Genomic DNA, 24,243 nt, shown 5'->3' on the forward strand with positions numbered 1-24,243 from the left:
GAGCTCAACGTGTATAAGTACCTACCGAAATACGCATGCGGCCTTTTTTCGATACGCCTTCAATTTCTATTACTTTGAATCGTCCGAACCCTTGCAAGGAGACAACATCCCCCGCTTGGAGCTGGGTGGACGGATTTTCTTCTACCTTCCAGTTCACCTTGCATCTCCCCGCCTTGATCGGGGTTACGATCTTCGTTCGGCTAAGTCTGAATACATCGCTGGCAATGCCATCCAATCGAAGGGATGCAACACTTATGGACATCATATTCAGCTCTGCATGAGCAGTCCGAAGCTCGGATAATGGGACAATCTCGGTCATTACATTCACGCGATGTACCTGACGCAGATGTGTATCGAGAAAAGCCCCAATTTCTTCTGTGATCACAATGTGGCAACGATCATCGTTAACGTGAATATCGCCAATTTTGTCTCGCTTTATGCCAAGCCCGAGCACAGCACCCAAGAAATCGCCATGCTCAAGCTGCCCCCAATTGCGGTCGGAAGAAATAATTTGAAGGACTTGCATCCCCATTTCTTCTCCGTCTGCGTATACATAATCGGGAGCAATGAGCGCACGCTTGCGTTCGGCCTGCTCATGCCCTCCATCCAAGCGCAGCTGAACATCAGCATTCCGATTGACCAATGTAGCCACAATAAAAGCTTGTCTCGGATCCAAAAAATCAGTACGACGGAGCTCGTGGACTTGCGCCGCACGTTCCACCCACTCCGCAGCGCGATCGACAAACACACGCTCATCAGGGTGAAAGTGCGTATAAATATTTTCATTTGCTGTCATCACTAGCACTCACCTATTGCTAAATAAAATACTGAAGTACTGCAATTACACCTCTGTACACGAACTCAAGCGTGAACAATGCCACGATTGGGGAAATGTCCAGCATCCCGCCGATCGGCGGAATAATACGGCGGAACGGAGCCAAATAAGGCTCAACAATCTTGCCTAGAATCTCGCCGATAAAGCTCTCGCGTACATTAGGTACCCAAGACATCAAAATATAAACAATAATTAACCATCTGTATATGTTGAACAGGTAATACACGTATTCAGCAATCTGATACTCCAACAAGGTCACCTCGTTTGCATGTTTTCGTAATCGTCGTGTAGGATTTCTGTGATGGAACCTTGAATTTCAACCTGCTCGGGGGTACACACGAATATATTTCCACCAACCTTGGATATGTTTCCGCTTAATGCATAGACCGTGCCACTCAAGAAATCAATAATCCGAAAAGCTTGATCCTTCCGAACTCTTTGCAAATTCACGATAACCGAGCGACGTGAACGCAAGTGATCCGCAATCTCTTGGGCCTCATCATAAGAACGCGGCTCATATAGCACCATCTTGGAGGACTTCTGTGAGTGTATGCTCACTACATTAGCAGCCTTAGAGGATTTGCGCTGGTCAAAATTCGGCGCTTCTACCTCTTGCTCGTTCATATCCGTTACTACTTTCTCACGCTCAATGATTTCTTCTTCTTCTTGAAGTCCTAGAAAATTCATAAATCGGTTCATTACACCCATTACGTTTCCCCTTCCTTCCCAACTAGGACGGATCCAAATCTCAGCCATGTCGCCCTCTCTTCCACAGCGACTTCAAAATCATTGGGCATCCCCATCGATAAGTGCGGCAATGATATGGACAACGATGATCCAAATTCGTCTCGCAACTCACGTAATATGCCGTAATCTGCGAAATACGGGTCTCGTCTGTTCCGGTTCAGCTTCGTATGGAGCCATCGTCATTAGTCCAATCGGCTCAATATGAGGAAACGCGCGCAATTGCTCCACAAATGCCGCGGCTTGTTCCGGTTCTAATCCATGCTTGGATTCCTCACCCTAGATATTCACCTGAATGAAGCAGCGAATGTTCCGCCCTATAGCTTCGATTCGTTGCTGCAGCGTCATTCTGTCATCCCTTCTTCCAGCCAATCCAACTCATCATGCGACCGGTCGTCCCGCCCTCCATTCGGTGGGAATAGAACATATCTATATTGCAGCCGGTGCACAGTGTAGTACATTCGATATTTGTTGCCAAAATTCCTGCTTGGATCAACAAATGTCGATTCAATTCACGCAAATCAAGCATAGCATGCCCAGATGTTGTCGGACGGATGATATCATTCTGAACTTGCTCCGCTTGTGGATCGCCTGCGAGCACACGCCGCACTTCGCCAATTACGCGCTCGTCCACCTCATAGCAGCAGGAGCCAATCGATGGTCCAATCGCTGCTTGAATATGCTCAATACGGCAGCCAAACTGCTCCTGCATCTTATGTACCGTTGCAGCGCCAATATTGCTGACGGTTCCTTTCCACCCTGCATGTGCAAGACCGACCACGCGCTGGATCGGATCTAAGAACATCAATGGAACACAGTCGGCATAAAATGAAGTCAATAGAACTCCCGTAACATCAGTAACCAAAGAATCCGTATTTTGAATCGCATCTTCACGATTCAGCCTTCCTTTTCCTCGTTCTTCCTCTGTAACGACATGAACATGACTTCCATGCACCTGCTCACCACATGTCCATGCTTCAAATGGCATGCCGCACGCTTTGGCGACAAGCTCGCGATTATGGATGACATCTGCCTCATTATCGTGTACATGCAGCGCACAATTCAATGAGTTAAAATGCTCACTGCTCACGCCGCCATTTCTTGTTGTGAAACCAGCCGTCAACTCTGGATAAGCCTCTGTCCATTTCTTGACATTCAATAGGACAGGCCCTTCTGCTGCCTCAGGCTTCTGTAATTGAAATGGTTCCATGACGATAATCACCTCACCGTACAGTTTACCACAAACCGTACGGTGAAGCCTATTGTTTCTGTACAAAGGCAGTGCTGTCATATTCTTCAGTTCGCGCCTGCTTCATTTCCTCCATTTTCACCAGAACGACATCAGCGCCGATCTTCACAATATTTCGCCAAGGAATGATCAACTCGCTTCCGCCACCGAACAACCCCATGAACTTACTGTAATTGGGAACAACGATGGATTCAATTCTTCCCTGTTTCATATCGAGCTCTACATCGCTTACTTGACCTAATTTCTTGCCGTCGATAATGTTGATTACATCCTTCGTTTGAAAATCAGAAATTTTCATCGCAATCACCATTCCACCAGGAATTTGACCGTAGCCAGCGTACATACCTTAGTATATGAATGCATTGGGCAAAATGCCCTGACAGACATAAAAAAAAGCCGCCGCATAACCGCGGACGGCTTATCTGTTCAAACTAGGTATTTACGTGCGAACATGCTTCTGCATCTGATTGATTGCGGATTTCTCTAGCCTAGATACTTGCGCTTGTGAAATGCCAATCTCGTCTGCAACTTCCATTTGGGTTTTGCCTTCGAAAAAACGCATCGATAAAATCATCTTCTCACGTTCGTTCAACTTCCGCATTGCCTCACGCAGAACGATCTCTTCGATCCATGACACGTCCTTATTCTTCTCATCGCTAATTTGATCCATCACATAAATCGGATCGCCGCCATCATGATAAATTGGCTCGAACAAGGACACAGGATCTTGAATCGCATCAAGTGCGAACACGACATCTTCCTTCGGAACATTCAACGCCTCCGAGATTTCGTGAATCGTCGGTTCACGAGAATTCTGATTGGTTAAGGAGTCACGCACTTGCAATGCTTTATACGCGATGTCCCGCAAGCTTCTGGACACCCGGATTGGGTTATTGTCCCGCAAGTATCTGCGAATTTCTCCGATAATCATCGGAACCGCATATGTAGAGAATTTAACATTCTGACCAAGGTCGAAGTTGTCAATGGCTTTCATTAATCCAATACAGCCAACTTGGAATAAGTCATCAACGAATTCGCCTCGGTTGTTAAATCGCTGGATCACACTCAATACGAGCCTCAAATTACCGTTTACCAGCTTCTCCCGAGCCGATAGCTCATTTCGCTCCTGTAATGACACGAACAATTCCCTCATTTCGGCGTTCGTGAGGACGGGCAACTTCGATGTATCGACACCGCAAATTTCGACTTTGTTTCGGGTCATTCGTATTACCTCCCAGGGATGAAACATTAATGTACATTATCTCCCCGGGGTGCTTTTTTATTCCTGCGTTTCCTCCGCCTGATTAGTTCCGATTGAGCCGTATTCCGCACCCGTTCAAGCAGTGAAACGTTTACACCATCTTATTAAATTCTTTGCGCAAACGCTTAATAATCCGTTTCTCAAGCCGGGAAATATACGACTGGGATATGCCCAGCATATCGGCCACATCCTTCTGTGTCTTCTCTTCTCCATCTGTCAATCCGAAGCGCAGCTCCATGATCATTCGTTCCCGATCACTTAGCTTATCCAAGGCTTTGTGCAGCAGTTTGCGGTCAACCTGCTCTTCAATATTTTTATAAATTGTATCGTTCTCTGTGCCGAGCACATCCGATAACAGCAATTCGTTGCCATCCCAATCAATATTGAGCGGCTCGTCGAAGGATACTTCCGTTCTTGTCTTGCTGTTACGTCGCAAATACATCAAAATTTCATTTTCGATACAGCGCGATGCGTACGTAGCAAGCTTGATTTTCTTTTCTGGATCAAAGGTGTTAACAGCCTTAATCAGTCCAATAGCACCAATCGAGACCAAATCTTCAATATGGATGCCTGTATTTTCAAATTTGCGCGCAATATAAACAACGAGACGCAAATTACGCTCAATCAACATTGCTCGTACTGCTGACTCCCCGGTCGACAGCCGTGACAGCAAAAATTCCTCTTCTTCCCTGGTTAATGGTGGAGGCAGAGCCTCGCTTCCGCCAATATAATAAATCTCATCCCGCTTCAGTCCTAGCCAGAATAACAGCCGATAATAGTGAAGCTGCATCCTCAGTTTCCATTGCAAACGCATCGCCAATCCTCCTACAACTTAGTGATGACAGGGTCGTTCGTATAGGTACATCAGTATAATCGATAGAATAATAGCAATGTTCATCCTAGCAGGCCGCTTACGAAGCGCGGTGAGTAGAATCCGGCATAGCATGATAGGCAGACTCATTCTCTGAAGTTTGCAGCAAATCTGGATGCACGATAGCTTGGAAGGCACCATCATGTGACAATGTCCCGCCATCCAACCCGATAATTACTTTCGTACATAGATAAGTCTCGTTCTCTGTGCGTATCCGAACCGAATCCGGACGCAGTCCCATCATCCACTGCATGTCACGATTCACCCCACGATAAGGGATGAGCCGCAGCCGGGATTCGTCCAGCATTCCTCCGTCTTCACTTGTTCCCTTCCAAGACTGAAGCATATCAAATGGCTGCTCTGACCGAAGCCTCTTCAACCATTCAGAAGGCAGAACGCCCTCCCACAGCCTCGACTCCGTTACTACTACAGGCGCTCCTCCTAGTGGGTCTCGCAGATGATTTCCCGTATCTACGAGTCCTGTACAATGTCGAACTGTATCGCCTATATAGATATCCAATTGCACCAGCTGCTTCACTACCTGCTGCTGTCTTGCACTATGTCGCCATACGAGACGGAATAATGCGTAAGAGGCAGGAAGAGCTACTACGAGAAAGCCTATTCCAGCTTGAAAGGTAGTGCGATGAGCATCCATCCATTGTGTCGCACGATCGGATATTGTCCAAGCCCGCGCATCCTGCAGCAAATATTGCAGCCCAAATGCCCCGCCAGCAATGACAAAGGCCGAAAAATAAAAGACAGCAATATTTTTAAGAAAATATCCGGCATTCTGAAATCCAAACGCCAAGATGATCATAAGTATAGATAAGAGTAATTTGCCAACATACGTATAGAGGATCGGATAAGAAGGAATAAAGAGCACTGCTGCATACGCAGTACCCAAGCCTGCTGCGGCAACGATCCGCCAGCGCGAAAACGGGATTCCGCGGATCTTCGCAGTCATTCGCAGCAGCGTCCAATCCAATACTAAGTTTAGGCCGAATAGAAGATCGGCATAGATGACGGTCAATGCGCTTCCCTCCTTTTTCTGCCGCCAACTATTGGGAAGTTATTAATTAGTATAAAGAGTGATGTATTCGAAGTCTGTCTAATGATGGGTGTGGAATGGCACTTTTTTTGTCGATCATTCCAATCTTCATCGGGAAGGACCATTAGATAACAGCTCTAGTCGCCGTCGGAGGTAATTGTGGAAAATGCAAAAAGCGTCTGCCCTTAACGGGCAAACGCTTATAGTAAAGTAGTACGTATTATTCGTTATTTGTGCTGCGTGGACGGTTACGCAAAAACGTCGGAATATCTAGCTGATCAGACGCTGGTTGATTGCCGAACGGGCGCAATGTAGACGAGGAACGAGATTCCTGAGATTCGCCAGAGTTTGAACTAGTCGAGCCAGTAGCTGGACGACGTCCTGGAATTGGCGCAGCCGCCTTGCTCTCGAATCCTGTCGCAATAACCGTAACTTTAATATCGTCCTTCATATTCTCATCGATGATCGCACCGAAGATCATATTTACTTCCACATCGGAAGCTTCCGTAACGATTTCTGCTGCTTCATTGACTTCATACAAGGACAGATTTGCGCCACCTGTAATGTTCATAATGACACCACGAGCACCATCAATGGAAGTCTCGAGCAATGGACTCATGATCGCCTTGCGTGCTGCTTCAGCAGCACGGTTCTCACCGTTCGCAACACCAATCCCCATCAAGGCAGAACCACGCTCAGTCATAATCGTCTTCACGTCCGCGAAGTCCAAGTTGATAAGACCTGGTACCTGGATCAAGTCAGAAATACCTTGCACAGCTTGACGGAGTACGTTATCAACCTCGCGGAAAGCTTCCAGCATTGGTGTCTTCTTGTCTACGATTTCTAGCAAACGGTCATTCGGGATTACGATAAGCGTATCTACCTTTTCCTTCAATGCTTCGATACCGATTTCTGCTTGCGAAAAACGCTTGCGGCCTTCGAATGTGAATGGACGCGTAACGACACCAACAGTCAATGCGCCGCATTCCTTCGCGATCTCAGCAATTACAGGAGCAGCACCAGTACCTGTTCCGCCTCCCATACCGGCAGTAACGAATACCATGTCCGCACCTTTCAGTGTATTGCTGATCAACTCGCGGGATTCTTCTGCAGCCTTCTTCCCTACTTCTGGGTTCGCACCTGCACCAAGACCGCGCGTCAATTTGTCGCCGATCTGCAGCTTGTGCTCGGACTTCGCAAAGTGTAGCGCCTGCGCATCCGTATTTACTGTAATAAATTCAACGCCCTGAACGCCATTATCAATCATTCGGTTAACCGCGTTGCTACCGCCGCCACCGACACCAATAACTTTAATTTGGGCCAACTGTTCCATTTCAAATTCAAATTCCAACATGAGTCCTCCATCTCCTCTTCATTGTGCACCGATGGCCTGAAGTCAACTTTTATTAAATGAATTCACTAAACATATTTTTTAACCGATCAATGAAGCTAGGTTTGTTTGATGATTCCATTGGAGTTGGCTTCCGAGTTGCCGCTTTCTTGGCGCCACCTGCACTGCGTGGACGAACGGAGCGCAACACATGATGCAATACCCCAACACCGCTTACGAATCCTGGATCGCGTACACCAATAAAGTCAGGTACCGCGATTCGTACCGAAGTCTGCATGGCAGCTTGGGCGGACTTCAGAACTCCAGGCATAGAGACTGTGCCTCCAGACAGAATGTACCCACCTGGCAGCTCCGTGAAGCCTAGTCGCTTCACTTCATTTTTGACAAGCTGGAATATTTCTTCCATACGCGGTTCGATGATGTTGGCAAGGAATACTTGATTGAATTCCTTCTCCACATTGCTGCCGATACGCGTTACTTTGAACACATGATCCTCTAGCGCGTCCTCAATCCATGCACAGCCGAACTTCAGCTTTACTTTCTCTGCATGGTCAGACATGGTTCGAAGACCATATGCGATATCGTTCGTAACGAAGTCCCCGCCAATAGGCAATGTAGACGTAGCAGCAAGCGTTCCATCTTGGAACACAGCAATAGTCGTTGCGCCTGCACCGACATCTACAAGGACGGAGCCCATCATCTTCTCATCTTTAGACAATGCCAACTGCCCTCCGGCAAGAGACATTAATATTAGATCCTTGACATGCAAGCCAGCCTTCTCCACACAACGCAACAAGTTATGTACAGCTGTCTTCGCCCCAGTTATAATCGTGGCATCGACTTCCAAGCGAACACCTATCATGCCTCGAGGATCATGAATATCCTCCAGTCCATCAACAACATATTGCTTTGCAACCACGTCGATGATTTCACGTTCTGGTGGCAAAGCAATAACTTCTGCTGCTTTGAGCACACGCTCAATATCCTCTTCGCCAATCTCACGGTCTTCATTCGATACCGCGACAACTCCATGGCTGGATTGCAAGCCGATATGATTGCCTGATATGCCTACGTACACTTCCGTAATTTCAATGCCGACCATTCGCTCCGCATGCTCTACCGCATTACGAATTGACTGGACAGTCTGATCAATATCTACAATCGCACCTTTGCGAATACCTTCTGAGTCAGCAGATCCAACGCCGATAATTTGCAGCGTTCCGTTGTTAATTTCCCCGATGATAGCGCGCACTTTGGATGTACCGATGTCCAAACTCACAATGATGTCATTGCTGCTCAACCCGTGGCACCTCCTAGTTCCCAATCAATTGGTATGTTTGTATCCCCGGACACTTTGTATGTATTCAACAAAGTTTAGTCATTCCCTCTTTTTTCTACAAATTTTTTGAAGACAAATTCCTTCCATATAAGCAGTAACCGTCTTCTTTCTTAAAAACGTGAAGAAAAAAGAAGGAGAGAACGGAAATACCCATAAGTTTTATTCTAGCATTTTTTCCGTTTATTGAGTAGAGTTTTTTTATCTCTCCATATTTTGCTCATTCATGGATGAACCATTGTCTTATTCCGTTTCCTTGTTTGTTTCTTGGCCTTTCTCAGGTTCCTTTATATCATTCTCTGCGTCAGCTCCTTTTTCCTGCTCAGATCCACGTACTTTCTCATTTGTATTCTCCGAGCCGGTGCCTTCCTTATTCTGCTCTGAGCTTTCAGCTTCTCCCTTGTCCTCTTTGGCTCCCTCGAGAGCCTCGATGTCATTTGGCAGGCTGGAATACGGAATATACGAGTCTGCCTTCAGCATCGTTATCCGTCCAGGAGACTGAGATTCCACGACACCGCTCAAGTAAGCTATCTTATCAGGAAGTAAAGGCACAGTCGTAACCACTTCGAACCCAGAACGTGTATACATCTTAATCCGATCAGGATAAGAAGAGGACGGGTAGTAGCGGATCTCCGAAATATCAGCCAGCAGCCCTCTTGGCGTAGCCGCAAGTGCCTTGCTTAGCTCGGTCTTCAATTCGGCTTGACCTTCCCACTGTGTAAGAACCGGCTTCTCCAGTACAAGCTTCTGCTTGTCCTTCAGCGAGATCACCGCACCATTCTCCAAGCATGCTTGGATGCTCCCATCTTCCGTCAACTCATAAGCAACTGGAGCATATTCTTGAATATAAATTTCAATGACACTTGGGAACTGCTTGTCCACTTGAACCGATTTGACAAATGGGAACTCCGCCTTGATTCGTTCCGCAACAGAACTTTCACTCGTTCCGAAATACGGTTCACCCGGCTTCACACCACTGCTGCTGCTTAATTGTTCATAACTGACGAGGTGATTCCCAATCCAGCGAACTTCTTTTATTTTACTGATTGATGACCTGAAGAACAGGACAACAAGCAGCACAACTAGAAGGAAGAGGAGCAGCCATTTCACTCTGACACCTATCCGTTTCTTCCTCACCGGCTTATCAGGCAGCGGGGGTATCGTTCTCAATGACACTGGATTCATCCCCTTCTATCAATACACATTTCAAAGTAACTAGAAACATCAATACGAGAATTACTACAGTCCCCTTCCGTATCAAAGAAGGGGACCGAGTATAAATTATTGCATTATCCGTTGGCAATATCAAGCTTAGGCACAGACGTGATTCGTTCAATCTTCGCGCCGAGCCTAGTAAACATATGCTCGATACTATCGTATCCGCGATCAATGTGATGAACATTCTCTACGACGGTACGACCGCTTGCGGCAAGCCCAGCAATAACGAGCGCCGCTCCTGCGCGCAGGTCGGTTGCCTCGACTGTCGAACCATACAATTCTGGCACACCTTTGATAAATGCATTACTCAGATCAACCCGAATATCTGCTCCCATTCTGGCGAGTTCCTCGACATGCCGGAAACGGCCTTCAAATACCGTCTCCTTCATCACACTTACCCCATCAGCAAGTGACAGTAACACCATCAGCTGAGATTGCAAATCAGTCGGGAACGCAGGATATGGCGACGTTACAATTCGCTCTACAGCCTTCGCTCTACCAAAGCTAGTTACGTTGATTATACCATCACTCGTTGCGATCTGAACACCGGCGCGGCGCAGGATATGGATTAGCGAAGTCAAGTGGCTCGCATGCGCATTGGTCAGCGTTACTGCTCCTCGGGTTGCCGCAGCGGCTATCATGAGCGTACCCGCTACAATGCGATCAGGCATCACTTCATATTGGCTTCCTCTTAGCTTCGTAACGCCTTCAACGACAATTGTGTCTGTACCGGCTCCTGACACCTGTGCACCCATGCTGTTCAGAAAATGCTGCAAGTCAACAATTTCCGGTTCTCTTGCTGCATTCGTTATGACACTCGTTCCTTCTGCGAGAACGGCTGCCATCATCACATTCTCCGTAGCACCAACACTTGGAAAATCAAGATGAATATCTGTCCCAATGAGCCGTTCTGCACGGCATGTGATTCGATTGCCGCAATGCTCCAGCTCTGCGCCTAATGACTGCAGTCCACGCAGATGCAGATCAATCTTCCTCTCACCGATTGCACAGCCACCTGGCTGATAGATGTGAACCTCCTTAAACCTTGCAAGCAGCGGCCCCATCAAGAAAATAGAAGAACGCATCTGGCGCATCAAATCCTCCGGCACATGCGTGGAATGGGCGCCTGACGTATCAATGGAGACCGTCCCTCCATCTTGGATCGTCCTGCAGCCCAGACTTCGCATAATGTGCTGCATGACCTCGATGTCTAGCAATTGCGGAACGTTCTCTAGCCTAACGATGCCATCGGTTAGAATCGAGGCTGCCATAATTGGTAAAGCGGCATTTTTAGCTCCTTGGATACGAATCGTACCAGATAGAGGCCTTCCACCCTCAATCACCAATTTGTCCAATGTGTCACCTCCGAGATTACCGCTCACCCACTACTCGATTTTCGGCACCAACGCTGCATGATTGTATCTCTTGTATCATCTGTTGAATGCACGCTATAAGGGCAAGCACGTCTGACGCTGTTGCTTGACCGGTGATAACAATGAAATTGGCATCCCCTATGCTGAAGAGCTTAGCGTCGCATTTCCGACAAACCTGTTAAGCAGCGCAGAGGGCCGTATGCGAAAAATGCACAGGTTCCGTCATTTCACTCACCAATTTCCCTATCCCAGTTCAATCTCAGCAGTATCAATTATTCGTGACACATCCGACCCCTTCGCTCCTGCACTCATGGATACGGCGCTTCAGACCGTTCATGAATGCGCTCAGCATATTCAAGCCTCGACAGCTCTACACTGTGTGTGGATAGCTCCATCTTCATGAATGGAGGGTCGCTCCAGCATACCAATTTGCCTTCCTCGCTTCCGTGGCAAAGCCACGCCACACCATCTCACAAGGATTGTGAGCTGCCGCCAGCTATACTTAGGTTCATATTCACAAGCCGTGCAATCTTGAAGAGTGTACGACGAGGCAGCGGTCTGGGGGAATCTGTCACGATGTATAGAGTATATTATGTTCGGGCGAAACGTTGTGTGACAGGAGCCCATTCCCGATTCTTCTACTATATGACGTCCTGACAATTTCAGGACAATAGCTGCATCAAACCCCTTAAGCTCGTAAATTAGGCACAAAAAAATCGGGCAAGCTTACTTGCCCGATAATCGTTGTAATTCAGCTACTACTCTTGCAGCTGCGTCTGGCTGTCCAAAAGACTTGGCAGCGTCAGACATGTTTTTTCGCTTCGCTTCATCAGTCATCAACGACTTGATATGGCCGAACAAAGCTTCTGTCGACAGTTCTTTCTCGGTAATCATAATGGCTGCTCCCTCATCCTGCAAGGAGCGCGCATTCGCTTCCTGGTGATTGTTCGTCACATTTGGCGACGGGATCAAGATGGAAGGAATTCCGAGAGCAGTCATCTCTGCAAGTGAAGAAGCTCCCGCTCGACTGACAGCGAGCGTTGTTGCCGCAAGCACTTCAGGCATGTTGCTGATGTAAGGCAGGACATGCAGATGATTGCGAACTGCATCACTCGTCTGCAGCACAGCCTTCCGTGTATTTTCATAATAGTTCTGCCCCGTCACATACACGAAGTGTACATCCGGCAATTGCTTCAGTAATGGCGCCATGCCGATCATCGCTTCGTTCACTGCCTTTGCACCTCGGCTACCGCCTACGATAAGGACAATTCGGCTGTCGCTCGGCAATCCGAGAGTCGCGAAGCCGCGTGCTTTCTCCGCTTCCATCACTGCCGTTGCTCGCGGATTCCCACAATAGACTACGTTTTTTGCTTTCTTGAAATACGGAGCAGATTGCTCGAAGCTAACCGCAACTGTACTCGTATATCGGCTTAGAAACGTATTCGTCAAGCCTGGAATCACATTCTGTTCATGAATGACGGTCGGAATTCCAAGCTTCGCTGCAGCGTATACAACGGGACCGCACACATATCCACCCGTTCCAACGACTACATCAGGCTTGAATTCTCTCAGCATTTCTTTGGCCTTGCCTACACCGCGAATGAAACGCATGATCGTCTTGAAGTTTTCCATTGAAAGCTTGCGGCGAAATCCTGTAATTTCAATCGCCCGAAAATCCAAGCCCTCTTCAGGAACGAGACGGCTCTCCAATCCCTTCTCTGTTCCGATATATAAAAAAGCGCTGCCGGGATACTGCTTCTCGCATTCCCTTGCAATGGCGACTGCCGGGTAGATATGTCCACCTGTCCCGCCACCGCTGAGCACGACGCGCATGACTTTCACCTCGCATAACGTGATATATTCAGTAAAATTCCTAGTGCAGTCAGCATTAAGGTCAGCGACGAGCCACCATAACTAATTAATGGCAGCGTTATTCCCGTAACTGGCATGAGTCCAATTACGACACCAATATTGATGATCACTTGAACTGCCACAATTCCAACAATGCCTGCCGCCAGCAGGCTGCCGAATTTATCAGGCGCCGTCAGAGCAGTTCGCATACCTCGCCACACTAAGATAAGAAATAAAATCAAAACCGTAACTGCACCTAAAAATCCTAGTTCCTCTGCTAAAATCGAGAAGATAAAATCAGTTTGCGGCTCAGGCACATAGCTGTATTTCTGGCGGCTTGCACCGAGGCCAAGTCCCATAAGACCGCCTGGCCCTATAGCAAATAACGACTGAATCGATTGGTATCCAGCCCCCAGCGGATCCTGCCAAGGATCAAGAAATGCGGTAATCCGCAGAAGCCGATAGGGCGCAGCGAGCACGAGTCCAACGAACCCAGCTACCCCAACTGCAGCAAGCGACAGCAAATGCTTCATTTGAGCTCCCGCCACAAAAATAACAAGCAGCACCGCACCAACCATGACCGTTCCTGTACCGAGATCCGGCTGCAGCATGATAAGTCCGAACGCCGTTCCCATAATCGCAAGCGGCGGCAGCAACCCCTTTGTAAAGCTCGTAATGCTCGTTTGCTCCTCGGAGAGCATTTTGGCCATGAACAGAATCATCCCGAGCTTCATAAACTCGGACGGCTGTATGCCAAACGAACCGATGCCTAGCCAGCTTCGCGCCCCACCCCGAACATTGCCGATTCCCGGAATGAGAACAACAATCAGGAGCACGAAGCAAATAAGAAGTCCAATCTTCGCATATCGCTTCCATACGCGATAGTCCGTATTCATCGTAACGAACATCGCAGCAATCCCCAGCAGAGCAAACAGCAATTGACGCTTAACGAAGTAGAACGAATCTCCATATTCCCGGAAGGCGAGAACAGCACCGGCGCTGTATACCATAATCATACCGATCGATAGCAGGGACAGTACCGAGACGATTAGCCACAAATCGGGCGCAGTGCGTGCTTTGACCATGCGGTACACCTCTATTAGGACAATGTAGGGGCTTGAACACCCCCCTACTACAGACTATGCACCGCCGCTTTAAACATGCGTCCCCGATCTTCATAAGACGGGAACATGTCCCAGCTTGCACATGCTGGTGACAAGAGAATGATATCGCCTGGCTTCGCATAAGCGTGCGCCATATCGACAGCTTCCTTCACTGCGTCGGCTGCATGATCTACATTGTCGACGACAGATATATCCGTTAAACCTGCCTTCTCGGCAACTTGTTTCATAATGTGACGCGTTTGGCCCATCGTAACAACTGCCTTCACTCGCTCTCCCATAATGGGGATCAGCTCATGGAAGTCCAGCCCTCGGTCAAGTCCACCCGCAATAAGAATAATATTGCGTTCAAATGCGCCCAATGCCATCAGAGTAGCCTTCGTATTCGTAGCCTTGGAGTTATTGTAGTACTTCACACCGTCCTGCTCGCATACGAATTCAAGACGATGCTCTACCCCTTGGAACGAACGCAGAGGCTCTGCAAGTGCTGAAGGCTCTGCACCCGCAGCAATCGAAATGGCACACGCTGCCAAGGCGTTGTCCACGTTATATCTTCCTGGAATGCCGAGTTCCACGACAGAAAGAATCCGATGCATTTGGCCTGTGCCATCTGCATAGACGATCATTCGCTCCTCTTCCTTCGCCTCAACCTCATAGGATGGCTCTACGAATACGCCGCGCTCCACGCGCTTCATCGAAGATACCCACCACTTCGTCGCTTGAATATCGGATGCAAGACTACAGCAAGTCTCATCATCTGCGTTCAGCACCGCAATATCTTCGCTTCCCATATTGGCGAATAATCGTGCCTTCGAATTGACGTAATCCTCCATCGAGCCATGATAGTCAAGATGTGTCTCAGCAATGTTAAGCAAGCATGCAATGTGAGGGCGAAAAGCGCTTGTCCCCTTCAACTGGAAGCTGCTGAGTTCCACAACCAGTGTATTGTCCTCGTTCGCATCCTGAGCCGCCTGACAAAGCGGAGTGCCTATGTTGCCTGCAACAATCGGCTTCATTCCTGCAGCTTCCAACGTCTTGCCTACCCATGTTGTCGTTGTCGTCTTCCCATTGCTTCCCGTAATCCCGATAATCGGAGCTGGACTCAGCTGATACGCAACCTCTACCTCCGTTACGACCTCGATGCCGAGTTCCACAGCACGGGCTACTGGAGGAGCCGTATAGGGGATTCCCGGATTTTTGACTACAAGCGCTACCTGCTCATCGATCAAGTTATCTGGATGATGCCCGCATACAACACAAATGCCCAAAGCTTCTAATACCGAAGCTTCGGGGCACTTGTCGCGATCCTTCTTATCATTGACGGTGACAATCGCACCGAACTTGTGGAACAATTGCGCTGCGCTGACGCCGCTCTTGGCTAAGCCAAGTACGACGACGCGCTTCCCTTGATACGTTTCTGGGTGATTCATTCGTTACATCCCCTTGTTGATCCATAATCCAAGTCCGGCCAATACGATTCCCGCAAGCCAGAACGTAATAACTACTCGCCATTCCGACCATCCGCACAGTTCAAAGTGATGATGGATCGGGCTCATCTTGAACACGCGCTTGCCGCGTGTCTTGAAGGATACGACCTGAATAATTACCGACAGCATTTCAATGACGAAGATACCGCCAATAATAATGATGAGCAGTTCTGTCTTCGTTAGAATCGCTACCGCTGCAATGGCTCCACCAATCCCGAGCGAGCCTGTGTCGCCCATGAATACCTTAGCTGGATGCGCATTGAACACGAGGAACCCGAGTACTGCGCCAACCATAGCTGCTGCGCTGACCGCAGCCGATATTTCCGATGCCTGCATCGCGATGATTGCAAATGCCGAGAAGGCAATCGCACTTGTACCGGCAAGCAAGCCATCCAAGCCATCTGTGAAGTTGACCGCGTTGCTCACGGCAAGCATCATCAGGACGATGAACGGATAGTAGAACCATCCGAAATCAAGCCCTAGAGACGTCCCTGGTATCGAAATAACTGTACTGTGACCGGACTGCCACAACAGGAAGCAAATGAGTCCTGAACAAATGAGCTGTCCAATCAGCTTCTGCTTTGCAGTTAAACCGAGCGAACGTTTAAAAATAATTTTAATATAGTCATCTAAAAATCCAATTAAGCCAAATCCAAGTGTTGCGATAAGCAGCACATAGAAATCGGTATCCATCACCGAAAATTTAAGGAAAGAGAGAGCAAACGCAAGTAAGATAATTGCGCCACCCATCGTTGGCGTTCCTGCTTTTTTCAAATGAGCCTTCGGACCATCGTCACGAACCTGCTGACCAAACTTCAACCTACGAAGAAGCGGTATCGTTAACGGGCCCAATATGACGGCTAGGAGAAAAGATACACCGATTGTCATTAACATCAACTTGAAGTCCAATCCTTACACCTCCCGTTACACAACCCATTAATGATGGACACTAGTCCATTCATTAACAACTTCTTCTAGTTTCATTCCTCTGGATGCCTTCACAAGCACGGTATCGCCCGCCTGAACATGCTGCAGCAGGCAAGCCTTCAATGCTGCCTTATCATCAAATGAATAAACGGCGTTCTCTGCAAAATGTTGCAGGGCACCCGTTCCAATTTCACGGCCCAGTTCGCCATACGTGAGCAATAGATCCAAGCTGCCCGGGCGTATGGATGCTCCTACTTCATAGTGGAGCCTCGCCTCATCAGGGCCTAGCTCTAGCATATCGCCGAGAATCGCAATCCGCTTGCCGCCCTGCAGTCCAGCAAGCACGTCAAGCGCCGCCTTCGTCGCAGTCGGACTTGCATTATAGGCATCATTTAACAACACCCATCCGCCAGACGTAATCGTCCGTTCAAATCGCATCCCGCTTATTTGTGCATTGCCAAGACCATGCGCAATCTGCTCGTCAGCCAGACCGAACAAACGGCCTATTGCAATAGCAGCCAACGCGTTAATGACATTGTGCTTGCCTAAGAGCGGAAGCTCGACAGTCAACGCCTTCTGACTGCCTGATGCCGCAACTGTGAATGTTGTCCCCGCCTCATGAAGATCGATATGCTCTGGTCGAACATCACATTGCATACCTGCACCGAAGCGAATAACTGACATATGCTCAGGCCGCTTCGTCGCTTCTTCTGAAAGTGCCATGTCAACGAGTGGTTCGTCTCCATGACAGATGAGCACTCCATTTTCTCGTAGTCCGCTAGTAATTTCTAGCTTAGCACGCGCAATCTCTTCCCGGGAACCAAGCTGCAGCAGATGCGCTTCCCCGATATTTGTAATGACTGCTGCGTCAGGCTGAGCGATGGAAGACAGAAGTTCAATTTCACCTCTTCCGCTCATCCCCATTTCGAGAACTGCAATTTCCGTATCTTTCGGCATGGACAATATCGTTAACGGAAGGCCAATATGATTATTGAAATTGCCATCCGTCTTGTGAACACGATAACGTTCCGCAAGAACAGAAGCAATCATATCCTTCGTGGTCGTCTTGCCATTGCTACCTGTAATGGCTACAACCTTAACCTGCTGCTGGGCTAAATAAGCTTGTGCCAGCCGCTGAAGCGCCTCTAATGTATTGTCCACCATAATGAGCGGATAGCCTTGCGGCATATCATCATGATTGGACTGCCACATCGCAGCCGCTGCCCCATCCTTCAAGGCTTGATCCACATACAGATGTCCGTCGAATCGTTCCCCTTGAAGCGGCACGAACAATACACCAGAATCGATCTTGCGCGAGTTCGTGCTAACCCCTTTTACCGTGCGGTCTCCATAGGAGGGATCAGAGAGTGTCCCTCCACACAAGTCCGCTACTTCTCGTAACGTCGTTTCAATCACTGAACTTTGCCCCTTATCGCTTCTTTGGCCACCAAGCGGTCATCGAAGTCAAATGTTTCCTTGCCGATGATTTGGTAAGTTTCATGGCCTTTCCCCGCAATCAATACTACATCGTGCGGGCTTGCCATTTCAATAGCTTTCGTGATGGCAGCACGGCGATCAACGATGCATTCATAACGGCTTGGATCCAAGTTCACTTCATGAAGGCCCGCTACAATATCCTTAATAATCAAATCAGGGTCTTCCGTACGAGGGTTATCGGAGGTTACGATGGAATAATCCGCGTATTTCGCCGAGATTTTGGCCATCAGCGGACGCTTCGTACGATCTCGGTCTCCACCACAGCCAAATACACTGATGACACGTCCTTCAGCGAACTCCTTCACCGTCTGCAGCACATTCTCCAGTCCATCCGGTGTATGCGCGTAGTCCACGATCACGGCAAAGGATTGTCCTGCCTCAACAGCTTCTACACGCCCGTCAACTCCAGCAACACTTTCAAGGCTCACACGAATCGCATCCAGTTCGATGCCTTCAATGAGTCCTACAGCAATCGCTGCTAATGCATTGTACACATTGAACTTACCAACCATGCGCAGCTGAATGTCTGCCGAGCCTCTGAATGAATGAACTGTGAAGCTCGTTCCTTTTGCCGTAATCCGAATATTCTCGGCACGAACATCCGCCTGCTCTGTCATGCCATACATGATCGTCTCAGCGGTTGTCATGCTTGCGAAGTATTCAGAAGCCGGGTCATCTGCGTTGAGCACCGCATAGGAGCGATCTTCCTCAGCGTCAGAGAATATATTGCCTAGCCGTGAGAACAACAGGCCTTTGGCTTCACGATATGCTTCCATCGTCTCGTGATAGTCCAGATGATCTTGTGTTAAGTTCGTGAAGACAGCCGTACGGAAACGGCAGCCTTGTACACGTCCCTGTACAAGTGCGTGGGAAGATACCTCCATAGCCACGGCATCTACACCCTCGTTCACCATGTCATGAAGCGACTTTTGCAGTTCGAAGGCATTCGGGGTTGTACGCGACATTGGGAATACCTTGCCTGCATAACGCATTTGAATCGTTCCGATGACACCTGCATTTCGCTTCGCATCATTCAAGATTTTTTCAATCAAATACGTGGTTGTTGTCTTACCGTTCGTTCCCGTAATGCCAATTAGATTCATACTGCGGCTAGGTGAACCATAGAACGCATCTGACAGTACTGCAAGTGCATGTCTAGCACTCTTCACAATCAATTGAGGAACTGGCAGCTCCAATTCACGTTCTACCACAAGTGCAGCTGCACCAGCTTGAACCGCCTGCTCTGCATAACGATGACCGTCTTCGGCCGTACCAGAAATACAGAAGAACAGATCCCCCTGCGCCACATGGCGTGAATCCATCGCGAGTCCTGTTACGACTGTATGTTCGTCTCCCTTGCACTTCGCTGTCAGCATTCGTGAGCAAGCTTCAGCCAATTGCATCTGTTGCATGAATTATTCCTCCGTCTCTTTCTCTTCTCCCATATAGATTCGAATCGTAGATCCTCGATCTACACGGGTTCCGGGCTTAGGCGCCTGATGAATAATGGTGTTGCCCGTACCGGATTTGGCTAATTGAAAATTCATATTCATATCTTCGTAGATATCAGTCAAGGTCTTCCCTACTAAGTTAGGAACGACAACAACCGGCGTCTCATCGAAACGATACTTGCGAGAAACTTGTTCCTTCCGCGGTTCAACGCCCATATAATGGAGCGTATCTTCCATAATCCGCTTCACAATCGGTGCGGCTACAAGACCACCGAATTGTATGCCTTGCGGATTATCAACTGCTGTATAGATAACAACCTTCGGGTCATCAGCAGGTGCGAAGCCAACGAACGATACAATATGCTCGTTCGGCGAATATCTGCCATTGATAACCTTCTGTGCGGTACCTGTTTTGCCACCAACGCGATAACCATCGATGAAAGCATTTCTCCCCGTGCCTTGAGCAACCACATGTTCAAGAGCATCACGCACCTTGCTTGAGGTCTCTGGACTGATGACTTGTCTGACCAATTCCGGCTTAATATCTTCAACAACCATCCCTGTCTCCGGCTGAATGAATGACTTCGCCACATGAGGCTTGAACAGCTTGCCTCCATTGATGGCCGCAGACACTGCCGTAATTTGCTGAATAGGCGTGACAGATACCCCTTGTCCGAACGCAGTAGTGGCAAGCTCAACGGGGCCTACCCGGCTCAGCTTGAACAAAATCCCGCTTGCTTCTCCACTAAGGTCAATGCCTGTCTTCTGTCCGAAACCAAAGTTGCGTATGTAATCGAACAATGTCTCTTTACCCAGTCGATTGCCAAGTGCAACAAAGCCCGGATTGCACGAATTTTGGACGACTTCCAAAAAGGTCTGACTGCCATGACCCCCGCGTTTCCAGCAGCGCAGCTTCGCTCCACCGACTTCTACACGTCCAGGGTCAAAAAAATGTTCATTGTACAGATCAACCTTGCCCTCCTGTATCGCAGCAGCAAGCGTTATGATCTTGAACGTAGAACCCGGCTCATAAGTCATCCAAATGGGCAGGTTGCGATCATATACATCAGAGGGGAAGTCCTTGTAATGAGCCGGATCGTAGCTTGGCTTGCTTGCCATTGCCAAAATTTCACCTGTATTCGGATCCATGGCAATCGCCAGCGCCTGATTCGGCTTCAATTCCTCCATCGCACGATCAAGTTCCCGCTCCATAATTGTCTGTATCTGCTTGTCAATCGTCAATTGCAAATTTAATCCATCTCGGGGGACGATGTACTTTTCTGAGGAATTCGGCATCTGATTGCCGCTTGCATCAGACAAATAAGCGATGTTCCCTCGCAAGCCGGTTAATGCAGAATCATACCTCTGTTCAATACCTGTCAACCCTTGATTGTCTATACCGGTGAAGCCGAGTATATGAGCCGCCAAATCGCCATAAGGATAATATCTTTTATTATCCTCTGCCACGACGATCCCCGGCAAGTTCAACTCCCGCACTTTTTCCGCTGTTTCAAGCGATATTTTACGACCGCCGCCCTTAATCTGCTTCACAGACTGCCCTTTCGCAATCATGCGCTCTACAACTTCCGTTTTCATCCCAAGGAGAGGTGCAATTTGTGCTGCAGTGGCTTTCTGGTCTTCAATTTGCACAGGAATAGCCCATATCGTTGGAGAACTGATATTGTAGGCGATTCTTTCGCCTTTGCGATCCAGTATCTCACCGCGCTTCTGGGAAATGGGAATCTCCCTCCGCCACGAATCTTCTGCCAGATTCGCAAGTTCTTTGCCCTCCCACAGCTGCACATACGCCAAGCGGACAATGAGCGCGATAAATCCAATCGATATGAGCACCATTCCAACGATTAACCTCTTACGGATCGTCACCCCTGTAACCTTCATATATACCCTCCCTCGTCCGACATCGGTTCATAAACAACCTATTCGGGACAACCAGCGGATAGAACAAGCTTCAAGAGGATGATCCGCAAGCCTACACAAGACCACTTTTTTCCTTCTCTACCTCACACCTTACGGATGTTTCGGCTCCAATTTAATATGAACGATACGCGCCCCATTTTCATTGGTTTCTTTTTGTTGGGTGACGTAGCCTTCTCCATCAACACGAACTTCCCAACCGAGCATAGAGGTGATCTCCATGACATCACGCAGCGATTTGCCCTTAAAGTTCGGCAAAGGCAGCTTTTCAGGCTCATCAGTAAGCAGGTATATCCGTTGGCCGATTGCCAATGGCTCGCCTGGCGCCGGATATTGACGCTTCACTTTCTCCCCAGCTCCAACCGTCTCGAAGACGATGCCTTGCTCAGCTAATCGCTGTTTGGCATCGTAAGGCTTCAGGCCCTGAATATCAGGTGCCTTAACGGTTGTTGGTGCACCCGTCTTCTTCTCACTGTCCTTTTCTTGGCCGGAGATCGAGGAAGGAACACCCATGTAACGCAGCGACTGCGATACGATCTTCTTGAACATGAGCGGCGCTACAAAGCCGCCACCTTCCCAATAATCCTGCGGATCATCCACAACAACCAAAAGTGCTATACGTGGATCCTCAACAGGAGCAAAGCCGACGAAAGATACTACCGCACGAGTCGTGGCATATTCACCGTTAATGACCTTCAATGCTGTACCTGTCTTGCCGGCAACGCGATATCCTTCGATGTATGCATTTTTACCTGTACCAATCTGCTGATCCGCCACAACCTGTTCCAAATATTCACTTACCGTTTTTGCAACGCCTGGGTCGATTACTTGACGAACTACCTCCGGCTTGCGTTCAGTCACTTCACCCGTAACGGGATCATGAACCTTCCCAACAATATGCGGCTTCATAAGCTTGCCGCCATTGGCTACAGCTGCCACTGCCATAATTTGCTGGATTGGCGTAACTTGAACCTTACCGTGTCCGTACGATGCCGCAGCCACGTCTGCCGGATATTCAAATCGGATAAGACCATTGTTCTCTCCGGGAAGTTCAATGCCTGTCGGTTTGCCAAAGCCAAATTTCTCAATGTACGCCTTCAAGCGCTCTTCCTTCAATTGCTCAAATCCAAGTTTAACGAAGGCAACGTTACTGGATCGCTTAAGACCTTCGAAGTACGTAATTCTCCCCCATCCATCACGGTTAACGTCGTGGATGAGCCGTCCTCCCGCATAGATGCGTCCAGAAACGAATGTCGCATTCGGATCAAAGATGCCTTCCTGCACAGCCGCGGCCAGTGTCACAATTTTGAATGTTGAGCCCGGCTCATATCGAGACTGAACCGCATGATTGTAAAAAGCTGCAATGTCCTTAGCATCCCAATACGTATTCGGATTGAAATCTGGCATATTCGCGAGCCCCAATATATCGCCAGTCTTCGGATCTGCTGCTATTACCGTCATGCTATGAGGAGAGTATTTATTGTACACCTCACGCATTGCATCTTGAATATATTGCTGAATATTACGATCGATAGTGAGGTATATGTTGTCTCCATCCTTAGATGGCTTGTATACTTCCGAAGCCTTCGGCAGCTTATTACCCATCCGATCTTTCTCATATTGGAGCATCCCTGCAGCTCCGCGCAGCTGTTCGTCATACAGCTTCTCAATTCCGCCGATCGGATTGCCCTGCTTATCTGTATAACCAAGCACATGCGACGCCAATGATTCTTTCGCGTAGAAACGCTTCACCTCAGGCAAGAGGTAGAGTCCGACATCTCTCAATTCTGTCGTCTTCTTCAACTCTTCTGTGAAGTCTCTCAGCTTCTGTGCAGTCTCATCGTTCACCTTCCAGCCTTCACTGCGAACTTCTACCTGCGCATAGAACTCATCCTTGTCTTTCTTCTTGCGGACGAGCTCATACAATTCGTTCTCAGGTTTCTTCAGTATGACGCTCAGTTTTTCTACGATAAGCCGCTCTACATCAATATTCTTCTCAACTAACTTCTTCGAGGTGCGCAGTTCCTGAATGATCTTAGGGCCGACCGCTACTGTGTATGCAGGTGCATCCATAGCAAGCACTTCACCATTCTTGTCATATATCGTGCCTCGAACTGGGGTAATCTCCTTCTTCACAGCCCAAGACTGCTTGGCTTCCGCCATCCAAAATGGCTGATTAATAACTTGGTACCAAAACAGTCTCCCAATAATGACAATAAAAAAGAGGGTGAATAAGCCCCCGATCGTCAACGTGCGCAACTTAATTCGTTTGACCATCTTCATCCCTCGTTTAATCGTTTCCTACTTGTTGTTTGTATACTTCAATTTCAGATAATGTCTCAGGGAAGCGCAAACCATTCTTTCTTGCTTCGCGTTCAATCCGATTCCAATCGGACAGCTTCTCCTTCTCCACCGTTAGCTCCGACACTTCATTCGTCAGTGCAACCGTTGCCCGCTTCGTTTCTTGAACCTTCAGGTTCATGTTGTAAATATTGGCATACCCACTAATGATGAACAAAGCTACGCCCGCGCAGAAACCGATTGTGCCCAAATAAAGCAGCTTCTCTCGAGTAGGTAGAGTAGATTTCCGGGTTACCTTCTTCTTCGTTTGACGATATCGAGGCTTCTGCTGTGTCTGTTTCTCTGGACGCATCGCCAGGTTGCCGCGCACATAGGCCATTTATCTGC

At 48.4% G+C, this 24,243-nt stretch carries 21 protein-coding genes and 1 pseudogene; all 22 read right to left on the reverse strand.

All coding sequences use genetic code 11. The features are described 5' to 3' along the window. Positions 1–4 precede the first annotated feature (4 nt). A complete protein-coding gene (locus PBN151_RS10355) occupies positions 5–796 on the reverse strand; it encodes a YlmH family RNA-binding protein (RefSeq protein WP_072728866.1) in 792 nt (263 codons plus the stop codon). A gap of 19 nt (positions 797–815) precedes the next feature. Further along, positions 816–1,088, reverse strand: a complete 273-nt coding sequence (locus PBN151_RS10360) for a YggT family protein (RefSeq protein WP_036592436.1) — start codon at positions 1,086–1,088, stop codon at positions 816–818. 2 nt (positions 1,089–1,090) lie between these two features. Continuing rightward, positions 1,091–1,543 (reverse strand): cell division protein SepF, encoded by a 453-nt coding sequence (locus PBN151_RS10365; RefSeq protein ID WP_021256744.1) that lies wholly within the window; start codon positions 1,541–1,543, stop codon positions 1,091–1,093. After that, positions 1,543–1,933 (reverse strand): annotated as a pseudogene (locus PBN151_RS30705) (alanine racemase); the annotation flags it as partial. The pseudogene PBN151_RS30705 and the gene PBN151_RS10365, both read right to left, overlap by 1 nt. After that, positions 1,932–2,789 carry a peptidoglycan editing factor PgeF gene (gene pgeF, locus PBN151_RS10375; RefSeq protein WP_072728867.1) on the reverse strand — a complete coding sequence of 286 codons (858 nt, stop codon included), beginning with the start codon at positions 2,787–2,789 and terminating at the stop codon, positions 1,932–1,934. The gene pgeF and the pseudogene PBN151_RS30705, both read right to left, overlap by 2 nt. 49 nt (positions 2,790–2,838) lie before the next feature. Then, positions 2,839–3,126 carry a YlmC/YmxH family sporulation protein gene (locus PBN151_RS10380; RefSeq protein WP_036592529.1) on the reverse strand — a complete coding sequence of 96 codons (288 nt, stop codon included), beginning with the start codon at positions 3,124–3,126 and terminating at the stop codon, positions 2,839–2,841. A gap of 141 nt (positions 3,127–3,267) precedes the next feature. Continuing rightward, a complete protein-coding gene (gene sigG, locus PBN151_RS10385; RefSeq protein ID WP_005548072.1) occupies positions 3,268–4,050 on the reverse strand; it encodes an RNA polymerase sporulation sigma factor SigG in 783 nt (260 codons plus the stop codon). A 130-nt stretch (positions 4,051–4,180) separates the two neighbouring features. Beyond that, positions 4,181–4,903: an RNA polymerase sporulation sigma factor SigE gene (sigE, locus tag PBN151_RS10390; RefSeq protein WP_028531271.1), complete on the reverse strand. Its 723-nt coding sequence runs from the start codon at positions 4,901–4,903 to the stop codon at positions 4,181–4,183. Positions 4,904–5,000: 97 nt separating this feature from the next. Next, the gene (gene spoIIGA, locus PBN151_RS10395; RefSeq protein WP_072728868.1) at positions 5,001–5,990 is read right to left on the reverse strand and encodes a sigma-E processing peptidase SpoIIGA; all 990 of its coding nucleotides are present in this window, start codon (positions 5,988–5,990) and stop codon (positions 5,001–5,003) included. 238 nt (positions 5,991–6,228) lie between these two features. Further along, positions 6,229–7,362: a cell division protein FtsZ gene (gene ftsZ / locus PBN151_RS10400; RefSeq protein WP_072728869.1), complete on the reverse strand. Its 1,134-nt coding sequence runs from the start codon at positions 7,360–7,362 to the stop codon at positions 6,229–6,231. A gap of 52 nt (positions 7,363–7,414) precedes the next feature. Further along, positions 7,415–8,659, reverse strand: coding sequence for a cell division protein FtsA (ftsA, locus tag PBN151_RS10405; RefSeq protein WP_021256750.1), 1,245 nt, complete (start codon positions 8,657–8,659; stop codon positions 7,415–7,417). Positions 8,660–8,938: 279 nt separating this feature from the next. After that, positions 8,939–9,871, reverse strand: a complete 933-nt coding sequence (locus PBN151_RS10410; RefSeq protein WP_072728870.1) for a cell division protein FtsQ/DivIB — start codon at positions 9,869–9,871, stop codon at positions 8,939–8,941. A gap of 113 nt (positions 9,872–9,984) precedes the next feature. Then, on the reverse strand, positions 9,985–11,268 hold the full coding sequence (gene murA, locus PBN151_RS10415; RefSeq protein WP_065292689.1) for a UDP-N-acetylglucosamine 1-carboxyvinyltransferase: 1,284 nt from the start codon (positions 11,266–11,268) through the stop codon (positions 9,985–9,987). A gap of 744 nt (positions 11,269–12,012) precedes the next feature. After that, on the reverse strand, positions 12,013–13,119 hold the full coding sequence (murG, locus tag PBN151_RS10420; RefSeq protein WP_021258097.1) for an undecaprenyldiphospho-muramoylpentapeptide beta-N-acetylglucosaminyltransferase: 1,107 nt from the start codon (positions 13,117–13,119) through the stop codon (positions 12,013–12,015). Between the two features lie 5 nt (positions 13,120–13,124). After that, the gene (gene spoVE / locus PBN151_RS10425) at positions 13,125–14,222 is read right to left on the reverse strand and encodes a stage V sporulation protein E (RefSeq protein ID WP_021256754.1); all 1,098 of its coding nucleotides are present in this window, start codon (positions 14,220–14,222) and stop codon (positions 13,125–13,127) included. A 47-nt stretch (positions 14,223–14,269) separates the two neighbouring features. Continuing rightward, positions 14,270–15,688, reverse strand: a complete 1,419-nt coding sequence (gene murD, locus PBN151_RS10430; RefSeq protein ID WP_072728871.1) for a UDP-N-acetylmuramoyl-L-alanine--D-glutamate ligase — start codon at positions 15,686–15,688, stop codon at positions 14,270–14,272. A gap of 3 nt (positions 15,689–15,691) precedes the next feature. Further along, entirely contained in the window at positions 15,692–16,654 is a 963-nt protein-coding gene (mraY, locus tag PBN151_RS10435; protein WP_021256756.1) for a phospho-N-acetylmuramoyl-pentapeptide-transferase, read from the reverse strand. A gap of 27 nt (positions 16,655–16,681) precedes the next feature. Next, entirely contained in the window at positions 16,682–18,088 is a 1,407-nt protein-coding gene (locus tag PBN151_RS10440; RefSeq protein WP_072728872.1) for a UDP-N-acetylmuramoyl-tripeptide--D-alanyl-D-alanine ligase, read from the reverse strand. Next, the gene (locus PBN151_RS10445) at positions 18,085–19,572 is read right to left on the reverse strand and encodes a UDP-N-acetylmuramoyl-L-alanyl-D-glutamate--2,6-diaminopimelate ligase (protein WP_175560687.1); all 1,488 of its coding nucleotides are present in this window, start codon (positions 19,570–19,572) and stop codon (positions 18,085–18,087) included. Before PBN151_RS10445 ends, PBN151_RS10440 begins: the two co-directional genes overlap by 4 nt. Before the next feature lie 12 nt (positions 19,573–19,584). Further along, complete coding sequence (locus PBN151_RS10450; protein ID WP_065290516.1) at positions 19,585–21,519, reverse strand: stage V sporulation protein D; 1,935 nt, start codon at positions 21,517–21,519, stop codon at positions 19,585–19,587. Positions 21,520–21,648: 129 nt separating this feature from the next. Beyond that, positions 21,649–23,832, reverse strand: a complete 2,184-nt coding sequence (locus PBN151_RS10455; protein WP_072728874.1) for a penicillin-binding transpeptidase domain-containing protein — start codon at positions 23,830–23,832, stop codon at positions 21,649–21,651. Positions 23,833–23,845: 13 nt separating this feature from the next. Beyond that, entirely contained in the window at positions 23,846–24,235 is a 390-nt protein-coding gene (gene ftsL2 / locus PBN151_RS10460) for a cell division protein FtsL (RefSeq protein WP_021256761.1), read from the reverse strand. Positions 24,236–24,243 lie beyond the last annotated feature (8 nt).

It is taken from the genome of Paenibacillus sp. NAIST15-1 (genome assembly GCF_001894745.1).
Taxonomy (GTDB): domain Bacteria; phylum Bacillota; class Bacilli; order Paenibacillales; family Paenibacillaceae; genus Paenibacillus_B; species Paenibacillus_B suaedae.

Coding starts and splice junctions, on each gene's coding strand:
- ftsL2 (WP_021256761.1), bottom strand. CDS start 24,235: ATGGCCTATGTGCGCGGCAACCTGGCGATGCGTCCAGAGAAACAGACA.
- murD (WP_072728871.1), bottom strand. CDS start 15,688: ATGAATCACCCAGAAACGTATCAAGGGAAGCGCGTCGTCGTACTTGGC.
- murG (WP_021258097.1), bottom strand. CDS start 13,119: ATGCGCGTCGTGCTCAGCGGTGGCGGGACAGGTGGACATATCTACCCG.
- spoVE (WP_021256754.1), bottom strand. CDS start 14,222: ATGGTCAAAGCACGCACTGCGCCCGATTTGTGGCTAATCGTCTCGGTA.
- PBN151_RS10450 (WP_065290516.1), bottom strand. CDS start 21,519: ATGAAGGTTACAGGGGTGACGATCCGTAAGAGGTTAATCGTTGGAATG.
- PBN151_RS10455 (WP_072728874.1), bottom strand. CDS start 23,832: ATGGTCAAACGAATTAAGTTGCGCACGTTGACGATCGGGGGCTTATTC.
- PBN151_RS10445 (WP_175560687.1), bottom strand. CDS start 19,572: ATGCAATTGGCTGAAGCTTGCTCACGAATGCTGACAGCGAAGTGCAAG.
- sigE (WP_028531271.1), bottom strand. CDS start 4,903: ATGCGTTTGCAATGGAAACTGAGGATGCAGCTTCACTATTATCGGCTG.
- pgeF (WP_072728867.1), bottom strand. CDS start 2,789: ATGGAACCATTTCAATTACAGAAGCCTGAGGCAGCAGAAGGGCCTGTC.
- PBN151_RS10380 (WP_036592529.1), bottom strand. CDS start 3,126: ATGAAAATTTCTGATTTTCAAACGAAGGATGTAATCAACATTATCGAC.
- PBN151_RS10355 (WP_072728866.1), bottom strand. CDS start 796: ATGACAGCAAATGAAAATATTTATACGCACTTTCACCCTGATGAGCGT.
- sigG (WP_005548072.1), bottom strand. CDS start 4,050: ATGACCCGAAACAAAGTCGAAATTTGCGGTGTCGATACATCGAAGTTG.
- PBN151_RS10365 (WP_021256744.1), bottom strand. CDS start 1,543: ATGGGTGTAATGAACCGATTTATGAATTTTCTAGGACTTCAAGAAGAA.
- ftsZ (WP_072728869.1), bottom strand. CDS start 7,362: ATGTTGGAATTTGAATTTGAAATGGAACAGTTGGCCCAAATTAAAGTT.